Raw genomic sequence first — 15,857 nt, forward strand, 5'->3', positions numbered from 1 at the left:
TTCAGGTTGGCTGTCTATTTCAGGTGGTCGACGAGGACGCCGCCGGCGCCGAAGAGTTCGTCCTGCCACCGCTCGAGCAGCGCAGTGGTATCGATGTCGTCAGGATGGAATCCCGGGCGCATGTACTTGGCGAGTTCACTTGGCAGGCCCTTGAACACCGGACCGGTGAACAACTTGTACGCCTCACGCGCCAGGCGGCGCGGTTGGCGACGCGCGATCGGGTCACGACCTATCGAAACGCCCAGCGAGACTAGGGTCACCGGAACGGTCAACGCGTAGATCACGGCCATCACCGCAATACGCGTGCGCTCGGTGCCGCCGACCGCGCGGTACACGTCGAACGCCACGGACTTGTGCTCCAGTTCCTCCAGCGCATGCCAGTTGAGCAGGTGCCACATCTCCGGTTCGGCGGGGATCGACTGGATTTCCTCGCTGGAGAGCACCCGCTCGGCCAGCACGGCGGTGTAGTGCTCCGCGGCGGCGGTCATCGCCAAGTGCACCTTCGCGGGCAGCCGCTCCTCGAGACGTATCTGCCCGGCCTTCAACCGCTTCGAGTCCCACCACTGGATGGCATAGCCCATCTCGACCAGCTTCTCGTTGAGGTGGCGGTGCTCCTGGCCGTGCATCGACTCCTGGCCAATGAAGCCGGCCACCCGCTTCTTGAGGTCCGGATCGGTGATGAGGTCCGCGAAGCGGCGCACCGACCGGATGAACCCCTCTTCACCCGGAGGGAATCCCGCCGAGAGTCCGGCGACGAAATGGCTGTACACCATGTCGCCGGCGACGAAGTACTTCTTGGTGGCTTCCTCGTTGAAACGGAAGCGGATCCGCCTGGTCTTGGGATGAGGCCTGGTCTCTGGCTGAGAAAGTGTCGCGCTTCGCGCTTTCGTTACTGCCGACCCTTGCCCACTGCGTTCGTTCACGGTTGCCCGCCCTTTTCTCGAACATTCAGTAACTAGTACCGCTAGTACTAGGTGATCTCAGCCTAAGTCGCGGCGCTGCGACGCGCAAGGGTTTTGAATAATGACGTTCTTCGAGAATTGCGATCGAGCAGACGAGCCGCTTCCGGCGCGGGTCAGTCAGTTTCGAACAGCGGCAGCTGCTCGTCAGGATCTATGGCCACGCCGCGCGCAGCAGCCGTTGCCGACAATGCGCCCCAGAGCAGGGTGCTCAGCTCGTCGATCAGCTCGTCCTTGCTGATAGTCGGCTCGTTGAGCCAGCGCAATACGCCGAGCGCCACGGCCCCGAGAATGCCGTCGACCACATACTGCAGGTTGTCCCCGTTGCCGCCGCGAGCAGTCAGCATCGCCGCAACGATCGCGGTGGTCGCGTCGGACAGACCTCGGCCGCTTTCAATCAGCTCGGCACTTGACTTGCCGTCGCTGAAATGCGAACCGACCAGGAACCGAAAGAGATTGGGCCGCTCGTCCACCAGGTCGATGTAACCGACCAAAGCAGAGCGAACGAGCTCCAACGCCGTACCGGCGAGATGGAATCGCGGCACGACCCGCTCAATGATCAGCTCCTGCACCCGTTCACCGACCGCGGTGAACAGCGTCTCCTTGTCGGCGAAGAAGCGGTACAGCTTCGGCCGTGGCACGCCGGCCGTCTTGACCACGTCATCGATCGAAAGTTCCGGCCCGTACTCGTCGATGGCGCGCAGCGTCGCCTCGATCAACTCCGTCCGTACCGTTGCGCGGTGCGCGCGCCAACGGTCGGTCCGCGCGTCACCTGTCGGCTCCGACAGTCGCGCGGCGAGGCGGGTGGCATCTGCCGGCATACGGCGATCGTAATTCAGCCAGCTCTCGCCGGTCGGCGGCGCGCGAGCGCTGCCTGCCCGCGATCCGCCTGCGGAAGGTCGAAGCCCTAGAAAGTGCTCCTGCGCCGCCTGCCGACCAGCTCATGAACTTGTGTTCGTGAACGAAACCCTTACGGCGGTTTTCTGCTGAACCGCCCAGCAGACGCGCTCGTGGTGCTCGCTGCCGCCGTTGTTCGGGTTCGGATGGCGACTTTGCGCTCCAACAGAAAACTACGTGGCGACGACCTCGGTTCCACTTTCCAGCTTCTCGAGCCACATGCGGAGCGTGGCGACCATCAAACCTGCGCCCTGCTCGCCGTCGAAGAGGCCGATGGCTTGGCCGATCGCCAGCCCCGTGCCCGTGGACACGACGGCATTGATTGCATCGTCCAGCCTCGGATCCGTCTCGGAGATCCCCTCGGGAAGCGCGTCCCCGAGCACTGCCCGGACCGATTCCGTGATCCGTGCGATGACATCGCGGTTGGCTGCGACCTGGTCAGCGTCATTGAAGGTGCTCGTCAGATACTCGGCCGCGAAGGTGACCAGAGACGTCTCAGTTGCCAGCCGGGTCCACCACGCCGACAACGCTTCGAATCGCGCATCCATCGAATCACCCGCGCGGACAATGCCTTCCATCAGCGCAGTGACCTCCGACATGAACCGGATTCGCATCACCTCGCGGCAGAGCGATTCCTTGCTGTCGAAGTTGCTGTAGACCGCCCCGATGGTCCGACCGGCTTCAGCGGCGATCGCCGCGATGGATGTGGCGTGGTACCCGTTGGTGTAGAACAACTGCTCGGCGGCATCCAGGAGGGCTTGCCGGGTCTGGGCCTGACTCTCAGCGCGAGTCAGCACCTTCCGAGCAGCCACGTCACCCTCCGCCTTGCTAGTCCAGGATGAGAGACATACTACCGCTATCTGAATAGTGAGTGCGTGCTAGCCAGCAGCCTGCCGGCGGGCTTCCCGCGCCGCGCCGCGGACCATGACCGAGGTCAGGCCACGCAGCGCGAGTGCGAGCAGCGAGCCCGGCACCGGAATTGATGGCGTGCTGTCCATCCGGTAAGTCACCCGAGTCCCGTCGCCGTCGTCGGCGAAGGTGATCTCACCGATGTGGCGCCGCACCGGTGCGCCTGCGATCAGTTCGTAGGAGATCCGTTCGAGCGGCACGAGTTCGGTGATGCGCTCCTTTACGCCGATCGGACCGAGACCCAGCTGGTGCACCGCACCCACCCCCTGGCGTTCGTCGACGCCCTCCTGTACCAGGCGCATCTGAAGCGGAAGGAACCTGGAATACCCATCCCTGTCGGCGAATACGTCGTACACGATCGCGCGCGGTGCGGGTACTACCCGCGTGACTGTTGCGTTGGCCACTATGCCCTCATTTCACTCGTCGTCATGTCATTGTCCGATCTCGCGCATTCCAGCGTGACGCCGGCCGCCCTCAGTCGGTCGACGAGGACGTCACCGAGTGCGGCCACCGGTGTCAGTACGCCGGCTCTGACGGGAAGCCGGTCAGCATCGAGCACCAGTCCGAGCGCGCACTCGGCGAACATCACTGCGGTTCCCTTGTAACCGGGGTCGCCCGTGAGCTTGAACGTGGCCACGTACCGGGCGTCTGTCGATGTCCGCGTGTACGTCTCGACCCCGAGGTATCCCCTGTCCATCGTCTTATCGCTCGGGCCCGTGCCGGGCTTGGGCAACACGATATCGAGCGCTCGGCGGATCGGCGGGGTTGCCATCGATGCGAAGGCCACCGCGCAGCCGACGACAACGGCCCCGGCGACGACTGTCGACACGATGGGCAACCGGACCAGCCCGATGCCTTCGCCGTACCGGAAGTCGGGTCCGTACGCGTCGCCGAGTAAGGCGTTGGTGCGTCGCACGATCCTGGTGTTGTAGATCGACACGGGGAAAGGCGCGAGCGTCCCGCGCAGTGACGGATCAACCTTGGCCGCGTTGATAATCCTGCCGTCGAACGGTTGCTTGGTCCGCGGCCGTGATTCACCGGGGTTGCTCGTCAAGGCGTCCGGGTCCAGCACCTGACGCAGCTGTGGGCGATTCCCGACCAGCCCGGCGATAACCCGGAACGAGTCAACCGATCCGCCCGACACCCAACCCCAGATCTGACGGAGGATCATGGTTGTGTCGCCGAGCGTGCCTTCACCGTCGGCCGTGGCGGCGCGGTGCAACAGATACGCCGTCACATCCGAAGGCACGGAATCGAATCCGCACGAATGGATGATCCTCGTCCCGTTCTGCGCCGCCTGGTCGTGAAACTTGTCGATGGACCAGCGCACGAACGGCGTCTCGGCGGTCAGGTCGAGGTAGTGGGTGCCGGCGTTCACCGCCGAAGCGACCAGGTTCTCGCCATACCGTAGCCACGGGCCCACGGTCGTCATGACCACCCGCGTCCGCGTGGCCATGGCGTCCATTGACGCCGGCGATCCTGCGTCGGCCTCGATGAGCGTCCAATCGGCCGCCCGGTCGGGCAGCGAGCGGCGAACCTGTTCTAACTTCGCGCGATTGCGTCCGGCCAGCGCGACCGAAACACCCTGCGGCGCACGGTCAGCCAGATACCTCGCCGTCGCGGCACCCGCGACCCCGGTAGCGCCGAAAACAACGATGTCGAACTCGCGCTTCCCACGCCGGGACGCCAAAGACTTCTTCACCGGACGCGGTCCACGAGGTCGCCGTTGGCGCCGAACAGCTTGAGCTGCCACTCCTGAACGAGGTCCTCGGTGTCGATGTCGTCCGGGTGAAAGCCGAGGCGGGTGAACTTGGCGAGTTCGCGCACCAATTTCGGGGACATGGGCACCGGTTCGCCGAAGCGAAAGCGCATGCGCCGCAACTTCGGTAGCACCAAACTCAACGGCGACCGATGGCTCCTCGCATTGCGTATGAGTAGAGATTCCAGGACTGCCACGGTGGTTCCTCTCGCCTACGCGAATGCCGCGACGTCGGACGGGGAGGCCGCGTCGACGGCCACCTCGTATCGGTAGTCGTCGAGCGGGAACTTGCGGTTGCCGCGGCTGGCCTCGAAGAAGCCTGACGGCCGGATATAGGTACTGTCCCCCTGCGAGTTCCGGTAGTACGTGGGAACGTGGCCGTTGAGGTCGGCCAAGTAGTAGCGCAGGGCCGCGCCTCGCTCGTACATCGCACGGTGGTAGCGCTCGGCCGCCTCCTTGCGTATCTCGCATATCGTCGCCCCGCGTCTGCGCGTCTCGGTGATCGCCCGCACCGCGTGATCCGCAGTCATCTCCACGAAGGAATGCCAGCCCGATCCCGTCCACGAGTAGGGTCCGACGAGGGTCCACCGATTGGGCAGCCCGGGCACCGAGACGCTCTCGTAGGCCTGTAATCCCTCGTCGCGGTAGAACGTGGCGAGGTCGAATCCGCCACGGCCAACGACTGTTCCAGGCCGATACGTCTCCGGGTCGGAGAACACCTCGTATCCAGTGGCCAGAATCAGAGCGTCGAGCTTGTGCAGCGCACCGTCGCGGGTCTTCACCCCCGTCGCGGTGATCTTCTCGATGGGCTCGGTGATGAGGGCGACATTGTCCTTGTTGTAGGCCCTCAAGTACGCACTCGACAAGGTCGGTCGCTTGGCCAGGAGGCCGAAGTTCGGCGTGAGCTTGTCCGCAGTCACCGGATCCTTGATCACGCGTCCGACGTAGCGCCGGTAGCCGTTGATCGTCCACGCGTCGAACTTGTCCATCACTGGCCGAACGGCCCGTGCGGGCGGTTTGGTAAGCGAACGCAGCAATAGATCCATGACCACCAGTGCGCCGCCGTGGATGGTCGCCGCCAGTCCCGGTATCGACAGCACGAGCTGCACGGCCCGAGGTACGGCGAAGTCCGGCTTCGGCACCGACCACACCGGAGTGCGCTGAAACACCGTGAGATTCTTCACTTCCGGTGCGATGGACGGAATGATCTGCACCGCGCTGGCACCGGTACCGATGATGCCCACGGCCTTACCGCTCAGGTCATAGTCGTGGTCCCACGAGCTCGGCCGTAACACCTTGCCCTTGAACGACTTCGCCCCGGGGATCCCGACGTCCTCCTTCGGCCGCACGAAAGCACCGACGGCGCTGACCAGGAAGCGTGCGGTGACGATCGAGCCGTCGTGCATGTGCAACTTCCAGAACCGGCCTTCGTCATCCCACACCTCCTTCTCGACGTTGCAGTTGAACCGGGTTCGTTCGTACAGCCCGAACCGGGCGGCCACATCGGCGTGATACTGCTTGACTTCGGCGCCGTGCGGAAAGAGCCGGGACCACTTCGCGTTCCGCGCGAACGAGTACTGGTAGGCCAGCGCCGGAACGTCGACGCCGAGGCCCGGATAGTGGTTTTCGTGCCAGCTGCCGCCCATGTCGTCGGCCCGCTCGATGATGACGAAGTCATCGATGTCGGCCATGCGCAGCTTTGCGCCGATGGCGATTCCGGCCGGCCCAGCACCGATGATCGCCACCTCGTACTGCGGCCGGCTAATTGCCTGCGTCATGCCGTTTTCCCTTCATTGGGTTGCACCGATGTGTCGACAAGGTCGCCGTCGGCGTCGTAGATCCGCACCTCGATGGGTTCTCCGGCTGCCTCGCGGTCGCGATTGAGCAGGGTCAGGAGCCGCGCTCCGCCGGCCTCCAGCCGGGAGACTGGGAACTGCCGCACGATCGCCCTGGTGAGCGACGGCGCCACCCGCGACAATCCGTAGGTCAGCCAGGCTTCGGTTCGCACCGGCACAACGTTGAGGTCAAAGCGCACCGCCCTGACCGCAGCGCGTGCGACGAGGTCCGGGCTGAGCGGCTGGACCGGCAGTTTCGCAGCGAAGTCACGGACCTGCTGCAGGACGTCCTTGCCCTGACCGATCAAGTCGGCGTCGATTCCGACCGTGTCCGCGTTCTTGAACAGGTTGGTGTTGATCACCCCGGGGCAGACGGCGCTGACCCCGATTCCTTTGGGGCCCAGCTCGACTCGAAGGCACTCGGTGAACATCCTGACGCCGGCCTTCGAGACGCAGTACGCGGACGTTCCGGGCAAGGGCGCGTAGGAGGCCGCGGACGCGATGTTGACGATGTGCCCGCCTTCGCCGTGCTCGACCATCTGCCTGCCGAACACACGGCAGCCGTGGACGACCCCCGTCAGGTTAGGACCGAGTTGGCGGTCCCACGCCTCAGCCGTCATGTCGAGGAAGTCACCGGCAACCACGATGCCGGCATTGTTGACCAGAACGTCGGCGACGCCGAATTCCTCGCGCACGCCATCGGCGAACGACTCCCACGCGTCCGGGTCGGTCACGTCCAGCCGGGCCGCCGACGCCGAATGGCCATTGGCCCGAATCGTTTCGGTGGTCACCTCGGCTGCGGCGAGGTCGATATCGGACGCCACCACGTGGGCGCCGCGCTTTGCGAATCTGATCGCGGTCGCGCGGCCGACGCCGCTACCGGCACCGGTGACAACGACGAGCTTGGGTTGCAGGCGGTTGAGCTTCACGGTTGTCTCCTCATCGGACGCGATCCACCAGATCGCCGTTGGCGCCGAACAACTTCAGTTGCCACTCCTGGACCAGGTCTTCGGTGTCGATGTCCTCGGGATGCCAACCCGGCTTCAGGAATTCACCGAGCTCGAGGATCACCCCCGGTCCGAGCGGTCCACGGAGCACACTGATCAGATCCCGCAGGAACTTCATCGGTTGCCGCCGCGCGGCGGGATCGCCAAGTGCCGAGGCCAGGGTGAGACCGAACAAGAACGGGTAGAACAACAACACCGTGGGCAGACCCACAACCACGACGCGCACCAACTCAGATCCACCCTTGTGTTGGTACAGGTCGAACAACACCGACTTGTGTTCCAGCTCTTCCAGAGCATGCCAATTGAGGATCCCTCGCACGTTGGGATCCGTTAGCATCGACTGCAATTCCTCGCTGGTCAACAAGCGTCGCGTCGCCGTGGCGGTGCCGTGCTCGAGCATCGCCATGAAGCCCAGGTGCAACATCCGGCCCGCGAATTCTTCGAGCCGGGTGTATGTCCTTTCCAGGAATTCTTCCCTGGTGAAGAGCCAGGAGGCGATCGGGTAGGTGCCCATCTCGTGGATCGTTTGGTTCAGTCGATTGTGCTCTTGGCCGTGCGTGGACTCCTGGCCGATGAAGCCCGCAACCCGCTTCTTCATCACCGGATCGTCGATCTCACCGCTGAACCTGCGCGCTGACCGGATCAGCGAGTCCTCTCCCGTCGGAAAAACTCCCGAAATCACTGCGGCTAGGTGGCTCAGAGCGATGTTGCCGTTGGCGAAGAAGTGATCCATCGGCTTCTCTTCGCCGAAGGGCAACCGGACCCGTCGCACCTTCGGCGGCACCAAGCTCAGCTCACTACGAACCCGGTTGGCATTCTTCTGCAAGATGTTCATGGCCATACCCACGGTCGATCCCCTTCGTCAGGATGAAACGGACTCGGCTGTCGGAGAGTGGCTTTCGATGGTCACGTCGTTCTCCCTGTCGTTGCGGTCGATCAAGGTCAACAGTCGAGCGAGTGAGGCCTGCAGTCTGGACGGCGGGAACTGACGGGTAATCATCCTGGTGAGCGATGGCGCCGTCCGGGACAACCCGTAGAACAGCCAGGCTTCGGTGCGAACGGGCACCACGTTCAGGTCCAACCGCACCGCTCGGACGGCGGCGCGAGCGACGAGGTCCGGGCTGAGCGGCTGGACCGGCAGCTTCGCGACAAAGTCACGGACCTGTTGCAAGACGTCCTTGCCGCGGTCGATCAACTCGGCATCCAGTCCGACCGTCTCACCGTTGTTGCCGATGTTGGTGTTGATCAAACCCGGGCAGATGGCACTGGCGCCGATTCCCTTGGGACCCAGTTCAACTCGCAAGCATTCGGTGAGCATCCTGACCCCGATCTTCGAGACGCAGTACGCGGACCCGCCGGCGAGCGGAATGTAAGAGGCGGCCGAGGCAATGTTGACGATGTGACCGCCCTGGCCGCGCTCCACCATCTGCTTACCGAACACGCGGCAGCCGTACACAACCCCCATCAGGTTGGGACCAAGCTGGCGGTCCCACGCCTCAGGCGTCAGGTCCAGGAAGGCGCCGCCGACGCCGATGCCTGCGTTGTTGACCAGGACGTCGGCGACCCCGAACTCCTGCCGCACGTCGTTGGCGAACGACTCCCACGCATCCGGGTCGGTCACGTCCAGCCGCGCCGCCGACGCCGAATGGCCCTTGGCCCGAATCGTTTCGGTGGTCACCTCGGCGGCGTCGAGGTCGATGTCCGAGACGACGACGTGCGCGCCGTTCATCGCGAATCTGATCGCCGTAGCGCGTCCGATGCCGCTGCCGGCGCCGGTGACGACGACGAGCTTGGGTTGTAGGCGGTTGAGCTTCACAGTTTTCTCCTGGGATCGTCTCAGTCAGCCCACGGCGCCAGCGGGGACGGGCTCGAGTTCAGTGTCCCGGCTGCGTCGCGGGCGAAGGCGCGAGTATGCGTAGTGATCGAGCGGGAAATGCTTGTTTCCCCACCACATCTCGAGGTGCGTGCTCGGGCGGATGGCGGCGGGATCGCCCTGGTAGTTCACGTAGTACGTGTTGGAACCTTCGCAGGCCGGGGACAGCCACAACGTCTGCAGGGCGCGCCGCCGACTCTTGTTGTAGTAGGCATCGTGGGGTTGCTGCTTGATCTCCACACGCGTGGCCTCGCGCCGCCGCGCCTCGGTGATCGCGCGCGCCGCGTGCCGGCTGGTGCATTCGATCATGGCGATGTACGACCCGGCGGCGAACCCGTAAGGGCCGGTGATCAGGAAGCTGTTCGGGACCTTCGGCACCGAAACACCCTGGTAAGCCTGGAAGCGGTTGTCGTGGAAGAATTCTCCGATGTCCAGGCCGTCGACGCCGCGCAGCGGGAAGGGCGGTGTGTAGCCCTTGGCCATCACCTTGAACCCGGTGGCACACACCAGAACGTCGACGTCGCGGGACACGCCGTCCTCGGTGACCACACCGGTCGCGGTGATTTCCCGAATCGGCGCCGTGACAAGGTCCACGTGCGGTTCTGTGAACGTCTTGAGATATCGGTTGGACACCGACGGCCGCTTGCAGCCAGGCGCATAGGTCGGCGTCAGTTGCTCGGCCAGCTCGGGATTCCCCCGCAGCCACGCCCGGTAGCCCACCGCTCCGCCCCGCCGAAGCGAATCCGCGAGGAACGGCACGCGCTCGTGGAACACCCCGATGCCGGTGATCCCGAAGTCGATTCCCAGGGTGACCGCCGCTCGGATTGTGCGCCGCAGCAACGACATCCTCAGCAGGGCGACGCTGACGAACGTCGGAATCGGAAGTCCGGCTTCGGTGCCACCCAGTTTGGTGTGCGCTGGAAGACGCTGAGATGACCTGCCACATCGGCGAGTTCGGGGATCAGCTGCAGCGCCGTCGCGCCGGTCCCGATAACCGCGATGCGCTTGCCCGCATAATCGAAGTCGTGGTCCCAGTTGGCGGTGTGGACCACCTTGCCCGAAAACTGGTCGATGCCGGCGATGTCCGGGAGGTTCGGCACCTCCAGGCCGCCCACGGCACCGATGACGAATCTCGCGACGAGAGTCTCCCCGGACTGCAGCTGGATCCGCCAGACGTGCTGCTCCTCGTCCCAGTCGGCAGCGACGACGGCTGTGCTTAACCTGATTCGCGAGCGTAGGCCGAACGAATCGACCACCTGCTCGGCGTACTGCTGCACCTCGGCTCCTGGTGCGAACATCCGCGTCCACTTCTTGGGTGGCGCATACGAGAAGCTGTAGTAGATGGACGGAATGTCGACCGCCACACCCGGATACGTGTTCGCCCACCAGGTCCCGCCGATCCCGTCGTTCTTGTCGACGATGACAAAGTCGTCGATGCCGGCCTTCGTCAGTTCGACAGCTGCTCCAATCCCGCCAAAGCCGGCGCCGACGATCAGGACCTCGTGGTCGATGCGCTGCGTCACGCGTTCGCCTTTCGATTCGCCAGACGTTTGAGGAGTGGTTGGGCAACACCGAGCAGTCGTTCGGCCCGGTCATAGGACGCGACCGAGGTGACCGTCCGCATCAGGCTCGGCGACAGGCGAATCACGAAATATCCCAACCACGCTTCCGGGGTGACCGGAACCACGGCCCAGTTGCGACGCACCGAGCGCTCGATGGCCCGGGCAACCCGGTCCGGCCCGGCCAGCGCGACACCCTGCTGGACCACCCTCATCTGCGCCCGCCATTCGGACTGCTGTTCCTCGGTGAGGCCGTTTCGCTCACCATGCGCCAGTAGTTCGGTCCGGATCACACCCGGGCAGATCGCCGTGACGCCAATGCCGTGCCGACGCAGTTCAATCCGCAATGACTGCGAGGCCATCAACACAGCGGCTTTCGCGACACTGTATGCGGGCGCCAACTGCGTCGGCAGGAACGCCGCCCCCGACGAGATGTTGACGATGTGGCCGCGCACGCCTGAATCGATCATCTGCTGCGCGAACACGCGTGAGCCGTACACGACGCTCATCACGTCGATATCGACCAGACGCTGCCACTGCGGAACGGTGGTTTCGACAAAGCCGCCGATATCCATCACGCCCGCGTTGTTGACGAGAACGTCTGCGGCCTTGAACTCGGCCCGCACCCAGGCGGCGAAATCTTCCCATTGATCCTCGCGACTCACGTCGAGTCGATATGGGACGGCCTGGCCGCCGTCGATCTTGATCTCCCCAGCGGTCGCCTCGGCCCCGACTTCGTCGATGTCGGCGATGATCACGCGATCTCCTCTGCGGGCGAACACTTTTGCAGTCTCCTTGCCGATCCCCGCGGCGGCTCCGGTGATGATCACGGTCTTCATCGCGCACCTCCAAAGACCTTTCCTGCCAAGGCCGTCGCTCGGTCGGCCAACGGCATTTGCAGGAAACCGCTCAGACCCCGCACCAACGACGGCGATAGGCGGTACAGGTACCAACTGGCCCACGCCTCAACGCCGACCGGAACAGTCGAGATGTTCCACCGCACGGCACGCTGGATTGCCGCCGCCACCCGGTCGGGTGAGCGTCCGATATACCGATGTGCTGCGCCAAGCTTTGCCGCCCACTCTGCACTGTCGTCCGCACCGACACCGGCTCTGGTGCCGTTGCCCGCCAACCCGGTACGGATCAGACCCGGACAAATCGCGCTGACACCAATCCCTTTGCCGCCGAACTCCTGCCGCAATGCCTGGGTTCCGAGCCAGACGCCGGCTTTCGCGGTCACATAGGACGGCGCCAGCGCCGTCGGAAGGAACGCACCACAGGACGCAACATTCACGATGTGGCCGCGCGTGCCCGCATCCACCATTCGCTCGACGAAAAGTCGCGACCCGATCAGCGGGCTCATCATGTTGATCTGGATCATCCGACGCCAGTCGTCCCCGGACTGCTCGAGAAATCCCCCGCCGATCAGGATCCCGGCGTTGTTCACCACCACGTCGGGCACGCCGAACTCTGCGCAGGTCCACGAGGTGAAGTTCTCCCAGTCGTCGACGTCGGCGACATCGAGGCGACGAAACACGGCGTTGCCGCCCTTGGCCCTGATCGCATCGACCGTTTCGTTCCCCGTCGTTTCGTTGATGTCGGAGACGATCACCGTCGCACCCTTGCGAGCGAATCGTTGCGCGGTCGCCCTGCCGATCCCGCTCCCCGAGCCCGTCACCACTGCCAATGTCATTCATCGACTCCTTGTCGTGTGCGCGGGATCACTCCCACTGACAGAATAATACTATTCAGATAGCAATGCAATCTCGATTGAAGCGCTCTTCTGTACCGCCACCGTGGTCGGACACCGCAGCACCATCCGCTAACACGCGCGCGGATTGGCCGTCGGGGTCGCTGAACTTCGTTGTGCGGGAAAGTAAATTGCGAAAGCTGCCGCGTCCCTCGCCGACGCATCTCGGTAGTCGTAGGTCGGCTGTGCCAGGCGGCTCGCCCGGTCCGCGCGCCTCCGGGAGTCGGCGGACCTACGCCATGCAGTACTGACGAGCCACAGTCAACTGATGCCGCGCCCTGCCGAGGTCGCTCGTGAGTTGGCCGGGGGCCGTCAATCGATATGGGTCGCTGCCGTCGATATCCGAAGCCACCGCGCCGGACCACAGCCGGAGGTCGACCGCGGCCGCACCACTCAACCCAAACAGCGGAGCCAGCGCGCTGCGAATCTGGCCTGCCACGGACGGCGGAGTTCCGGACGCCGAAACCATGTTGAACGTCTTGTCCAGCCGATCAGCTGACCGCAGGAGGATGTCGCATTCCCCATCGCTGGCGGTCGCCACTGCCGCAGTCCCCAAGCCCACTGCGACTGCAGCGATCGACAGTGTCACCCTGAGCATTGGTCGACGCATTGATCCACCCTCGCATCGCGTTCGTCGCCTCACCACCATTACCTCCGAGCCGAAAACCCCGGGCCAACCTACGCGGCCAGTTCGAGCACACCCCGCGGGTTCCACGGCATGGGACCGGTGGGGAAGCTGAACCGCAGCATGCGGTGCGCACCGCTGGCTTCGAAATGTGCGGTGAACGGCGGGAGGAATCCCGCTATCACCTTGTCGAGCAATCCGTTGATATGAGCGAAACCAGGTCGAATGCGGACCTGCCAGGCATCGAACGATCCTGCTGCCACGTCGACGGTCGTGCGCTTCTCGACCTTGACCTCGAGCGGCCAATAGAGCGAAAAGGCAAGCCACAGATCGTGTTTCGACTTGTGGCCGCGGCGGAAATCGATGCCGCGCATCAATGTCAGGCCGCCGATCAGGGGCATCACCCCTTGCGGAAAGGGGTCGATTCGGCCACCGAACTGGACATGCCGGGTTCCGATGAAGTAGCCCTCTTCCCGCGAGACAAGCCGCCCTTCGTAACGTGCTTCTGATCGGTAGCTTTCCGCGATCAAGGCGCCGTCCTGACGGCGGATGCGCTGCTCGACCCTCATCCTGAACGAGTCGTCCGAACCCGCTTCGAACGACGACAGGTAGGCGTCACCATCATGCTCTACCAGAATGGACACTTGGCGGACTGTCGAGTCGCCGTCGACCCGCAGCGAGTAGATCGACTTCTCCCCATCCGCGATTGCGGGGTCGCGGAACGGGCTCGTCATCTCAGTGATCCTGGTTCAGGCCGAGAGATCAGTAGCGGCATTGGAATCCGCCGGCGCCGCCATGAGCACCAGGCGACTCGGCTGACCCGGATCGAGCACTATCTCTTGCGCGCGGCGCATCTTCCACGCGACCCGCGGCGTGAGGTAGAACCGCGGCCAGCTCGTGCGCGCGACTGCAACGCGTAGGCGGTGGCCGGCTCGCAGAACTGCCTCGGTCGGGTTGATGTCGATGTCCAACTCGTGCGGTATCCCGGGCTGCACCGGAAGCACCGCTTCGGCAGTGAGCGGATGACGTGCGGCAAGCAGTTCGCCACCGACGCGCAGACTGGAATCCTCGTCGATCGCACGACGGCTCGAGCGCAACGCACCGCGCGCGATCACCGACGACACACCGTCCGGCGCCACGTCGCAGACGGTGGCGAGCCAGAACGCGTCGATGCCGAGGGTACGGACCCGAAGATGCAGGTTGATCGGACCTGAGATCAGCATGTCTTCGGGGAGTGGGTCACTGGTGAAGGTCACTGCGCCCTTTTCGTGGCCACGGTCGTCGACCGCCCACTTGCTGCCGAGCACAGCGGTCAACCCCATCAGTCCCCAACTCGTGGTTTGGGACGCGATGCCCGGCCGCCTGCGCGGAAGGCGCACTTCGGTCGTCGCCTCGTCGGGGCTGGCGCTCAGCGAGCCGTCGTAGGCCGAATGGTCGGCGCTCCCAGTAGATTTTGCCGACAGATACCAGGAGTGCACGGTGGCGCGTGGTGCTGGGAACTCGGCGCGAGAGACCCAGCCCGCCCCCTGCTGACGGATGGTGATCGGTCCGTAGGCATCAATACCGTTGTCGAACCCCTTCACCCAACGTTCGAAGAATGCGCACTGGAGCTCATCGAGCCGTTGCGGGTAGTCGGCAGCGCCGAAACCCGTCCCCGGCGCGATGTGATAGGTGTCCTCGACGACGAGTTGGCCCGCCCCGGGCGCCAGCTGCATGCGTTCGAACAACGTGGTCGCCGAATGGACGAAGACGTCGTGCCAGCCCGCCTGAAGCCACGTCGCCGCGGTGATGTCTTCGATTCGTGGGCAGCGCATCACGCTGTCTTCGTGGTACCAGTGCTCGACATGATCATCGGACAGGATCGACCGAGTGACGTCACCGAATCTGGTTCCAGGACTGGCAATCCGGTCGCGCACATAGCTTCGGAGCGCTCCGGTACGCACGAGCGCCGGCACCGATGGCAGCCACTTCACTGCATTCACCGCGGCAAGCCAGCCGATGGTGAACATCGACTGCACACCGCCGGTGAGCATCAGATCTTTCGTGAGATCGGCAGATCCCATCATCGCGAAGACAGCCTTGAGCCCTTCGGGCCGACGACCCGCGGCGTGCAAAGCGGTGATTGCCAGATACGAAATGCCCGTCATGGCGAGGTCGCCGTCGCACCACGGTTGTGCTCGAACCCAGGAAAGCACTTCCTGAGCGTCCTGTTGTTCGCGTTCGGAGAAGGCCTCCAACCGCCCTGTCGAGGTCCCGGTGCCCCGCACGTCCACTGCGACGTGAACAAAGCCGCGGGAGATGAGCGTGCGGTTGGCGCTGACTGCTTCCAACGCTCCGCCGCCGAGCGTCCGCAGCACTTCCCGGCCGCCGGCCCGGCCGTGTCGTGATCTAGGGACCAGCCGGTAGACGGCGGGCCCGAAGTGCCCGAGCAGACCGATAAGCGGTGCGGCCCGCGTCAACAGCGTCTTGTTGTAGGGGGTCAAAGAGACGACCACCGGCAGCGGCTCGTCGACGGCCACACCACGCCGATAGGCAGGACGCGTGATGTCAGCAGAAAGAATCACGCCGTCCGACATCCGGATTCCCTCCCCGCGGTCGACGCGCACCTTCGGGTACCGTTGCGGACCGAGAGAGAATCGAGCGTTCGGCGGTAGACCAACCACACCCGGTCGCAGTGGCTCGCC

General features: G+C 64.5%; 13 protein-coding genes and 3 pseudogenes. All 16 read right to left on the minus strand.

The window, feature by feature from the left end; translation table 11 throughout:
* Positions 1-14: 14 nt before the first annotated feature.
* Complete coding sequence (locus tag AU187_RS21860) at positions 15-827, minus strand: metal-dependent hydrolase (protein ID WP_059167330.1); 813 nt, start codon at positions 825-827, stop codon at positions 15-17.
* A gap of 248 nt (positions 828-1,075) precedes the next feature.
* Complete coding sequence (locus tag AU187_RS21865; RefSeq protein ID WP_059099140.1) at positions 1,076-1,780, minus strand: TetR/AcrR family transcriptional regulator; 705 nt, start codon at positions 1,778-1,780, stop codon at positions 1,076-1,078.
* A gap of 249 nt (positions 1,781-2,029) precedes the next feature.
* Positions 2,030-2,668 (minus strand): TetR/AcrR family transcriptional regulator, encoded by a 639-nt coding sequence (locus AU187_RS21870; RefSeq protein ID WP_231740292.1) that lies wholly within the window; start codon positions 2,666-2,668, stop codon positions 2,030-2,032.
* Between the two features lie 66 nt (positions 2,669-2,734).
* Positions 2,735-3,169 (minus strand): SRPBCC family protein, encoded by a 435-nt coding sequence (locus AU187_RS21875; protein WP_059099141.1) that lies wholly within the window; start codon positions 3,167-3,169, stop codon positions 2,735-2,737.
* A complete protein-coding gene (locus AU187_RS21880) occupies positions 3,169-4,467 on the minus strand; it encodes a saccharopine dehydrogenase family protein (protein WP_059167271.1) in 1,299 nt (432 codons plus the stop codon). The genes AU187_RS21875 and AU187_RS21880 overlap by 1 nt, the downstream gene beginning before the upstream one ends.
* A pseudogene (locus tag AU187_RS21885) lies at positions 4,464-4,571 on the minus strand (metal-dependent hydrolase); the annotation flags it as partial. The gene AU187_RS21880 and the pseudogene AU187_RS21885, both read right to left, overlap by 4 nt.
* Before the next feature lie 165 nt (positions 4,572-4,736).
* Positions 4,737-6,302: a flavin-containing monooxygenase gene (locus tag AU187_RS21890; RefSeq protein ID WP_059167273.1), complete on the minus strand. Its 1,566-nt coding sequence runs from the start codon at positions 6,300-6,302 to the stop codon at positions 4,737-4,739.
* Entirely contained in the window at positions 6,299-7,288 is a 990-nt protein-coding gene (locus AU187_RS21895; RefSeq protein ID WP_082691869.1) for an SDR family NAD(P)-dependent oxidoreductase, read from the minus strand. The genes AU187_RS21890 and AU187_RS21895 overlap by 4 nt, the downstream gene beginning before the upstream one ends.
* A 10-nt stretch (positions 7,289-7,298) precedes the next feature.
* Entirely contained in the window at positions 7,299-8,201 is a 903-nt protein-coding gene (locus AU187_RS21900; RefSeq protein WP_059167274.1) for a metal-dependent hydrolase, read from the minus strand.
* A pseudogene (locus AU187_RS21905) lies at positions 8,164-9,182 on the minus strand (SDR family NAD(P)-dependent oxidoreductase). Before AU187_RS21905 ends, AU187_RS21900 begins: the two are co-directional and overlap by 38 nt.
* Before the next feature lie 24 nt (positions 9,183-9,206).
* Positions 9,207-10,762 (minus strand): annotated as a pseudogene (locus tag AU187_RS26230) (flavin-containing monooxygenase).
* Positions 10,759-11,637: an SDR family NAD(P)-dependent oxidoreductase gene (locus AU187_RS21915; RefSeq protein ID WP_059164931.1), complete on the minus strand. Its 879-nt coding sequence runs from the start codon at positions 11,635-11,637 to the stop codon at positions 10,759-10,761. Before AU187_RS21915 ends, AU187_RS26230 begins: the two are co-directional and overlap by 4 nt.
* Positions 11,634-12,491 (minus strand): SDR family NAD(P)-dependent oxidoreductase, encoded by an 858-nt coding sequence (locus AU187_RS21920; protein WP_059167275.1) that lies wholly within the window; start codon positions 12,489-12,491, stop codon positions 11,634-11,636. The genes AU187_RS21915 and AU187_RS21920 overlap by 4 nt, the downstream gene beginning before the upstream one ends.
* Before the next feature lie 289 nt (positions 12,492-12,780).
* Complete coding sequence (locus AU187_RS21925) at positions 12,781-13,158, minus strand: hypothetical protein (RefSeq protein ID WP_156442397.1); 378 nt, start codon at positions 13,156-13,158, stop codon at positions 12,781-12,783.
* Positions 13,159-13,226: 68 nt separating this feature from the next.
* Positions 13,227-13,907: a DUF3108 domain-containing protein gene (locus AU187_RS21930; RefSeq protein ID WP_059167277.1), complete on the minus strand. Its 681-nt coding sequence runs from the start codon at positions 13,905-13,907 to the stop codon at positions 13,227-13,229.
* Between the two features lie 15 nt (positions 13,908-13,922).
* The gene (locus AU187_RS21935) at positions 13,923-15,779 is read right to left on the minus strand and encodes a CocE/NonD family hydrolase (RefSeq protein ID WP_156442398.1); all 1,857 of its coding nucleotides are present in this window, start codon (positions 15,777-15,779) and stop codon (positions 13,923-13,925) included.
* Positions 15,780-15,857 lie beyond the last annotated feature (78 nt).

The organism is Mycobacterium sp. IS-1556 (assembly GCF_001499985.1).
Taxonomy (GTDB): Bacteria; Actinomycetota; Actinomycetes; order Mycobacteriales; family Mycobacteriaceae; genus Mycobacterium.

Coding starts and splice junctions, on each gene's coding strand:
- AU187_RS21865 (WP_059099140.1), bottom strand. CDS start 1,780: ATGCCGGCAGATGCCACCCGCCTCGCCGCGCGACTGTCGGAGCCGACA.
- AU187_RS21890 (WP_059167273.1), bottom strand. CDS start 6,302: ATGACGCAGGCAATTAGCCGGCCGCAGTACGAGGTGGCGATCATCGGT.
- AU187_RS21900 (WP_059167274.1), bottom strand. CDS start 8,201: ATGAACATCTTGCAGAAGAATGCCAACCGGGTTCGTAGTGAGCTGAGC.
- AU187_RS21915 (WP_059164931.1), bottom strand. CDS start 11,637: ATGAAGACCGTGATCATCACCGGAGCCGCCGCGGGGATCGGCAAGGAG.
- AU187_RS21920 (WP_059167275.1), bottom strand. CDS start 12,491: ATGACATTGGCAGTGGTGACGGGCTCGGGGAGCGGGATCGGCAGGGCG.
- AU187_RS21925 (WP_156442397.1), bottom strand. CDS start 13,158: ATGCGTCGACCAATGCTCAGGGTGACACTGTCGATCGCTGCAGTCGCA.
- AU187_RS21930 (WP_059167277.1), bottom strand. CDS start 13,907: ATGACGAGCCCGTTCCGCGACCCCGCAATCGCGGATGGGGAGAAGTCG.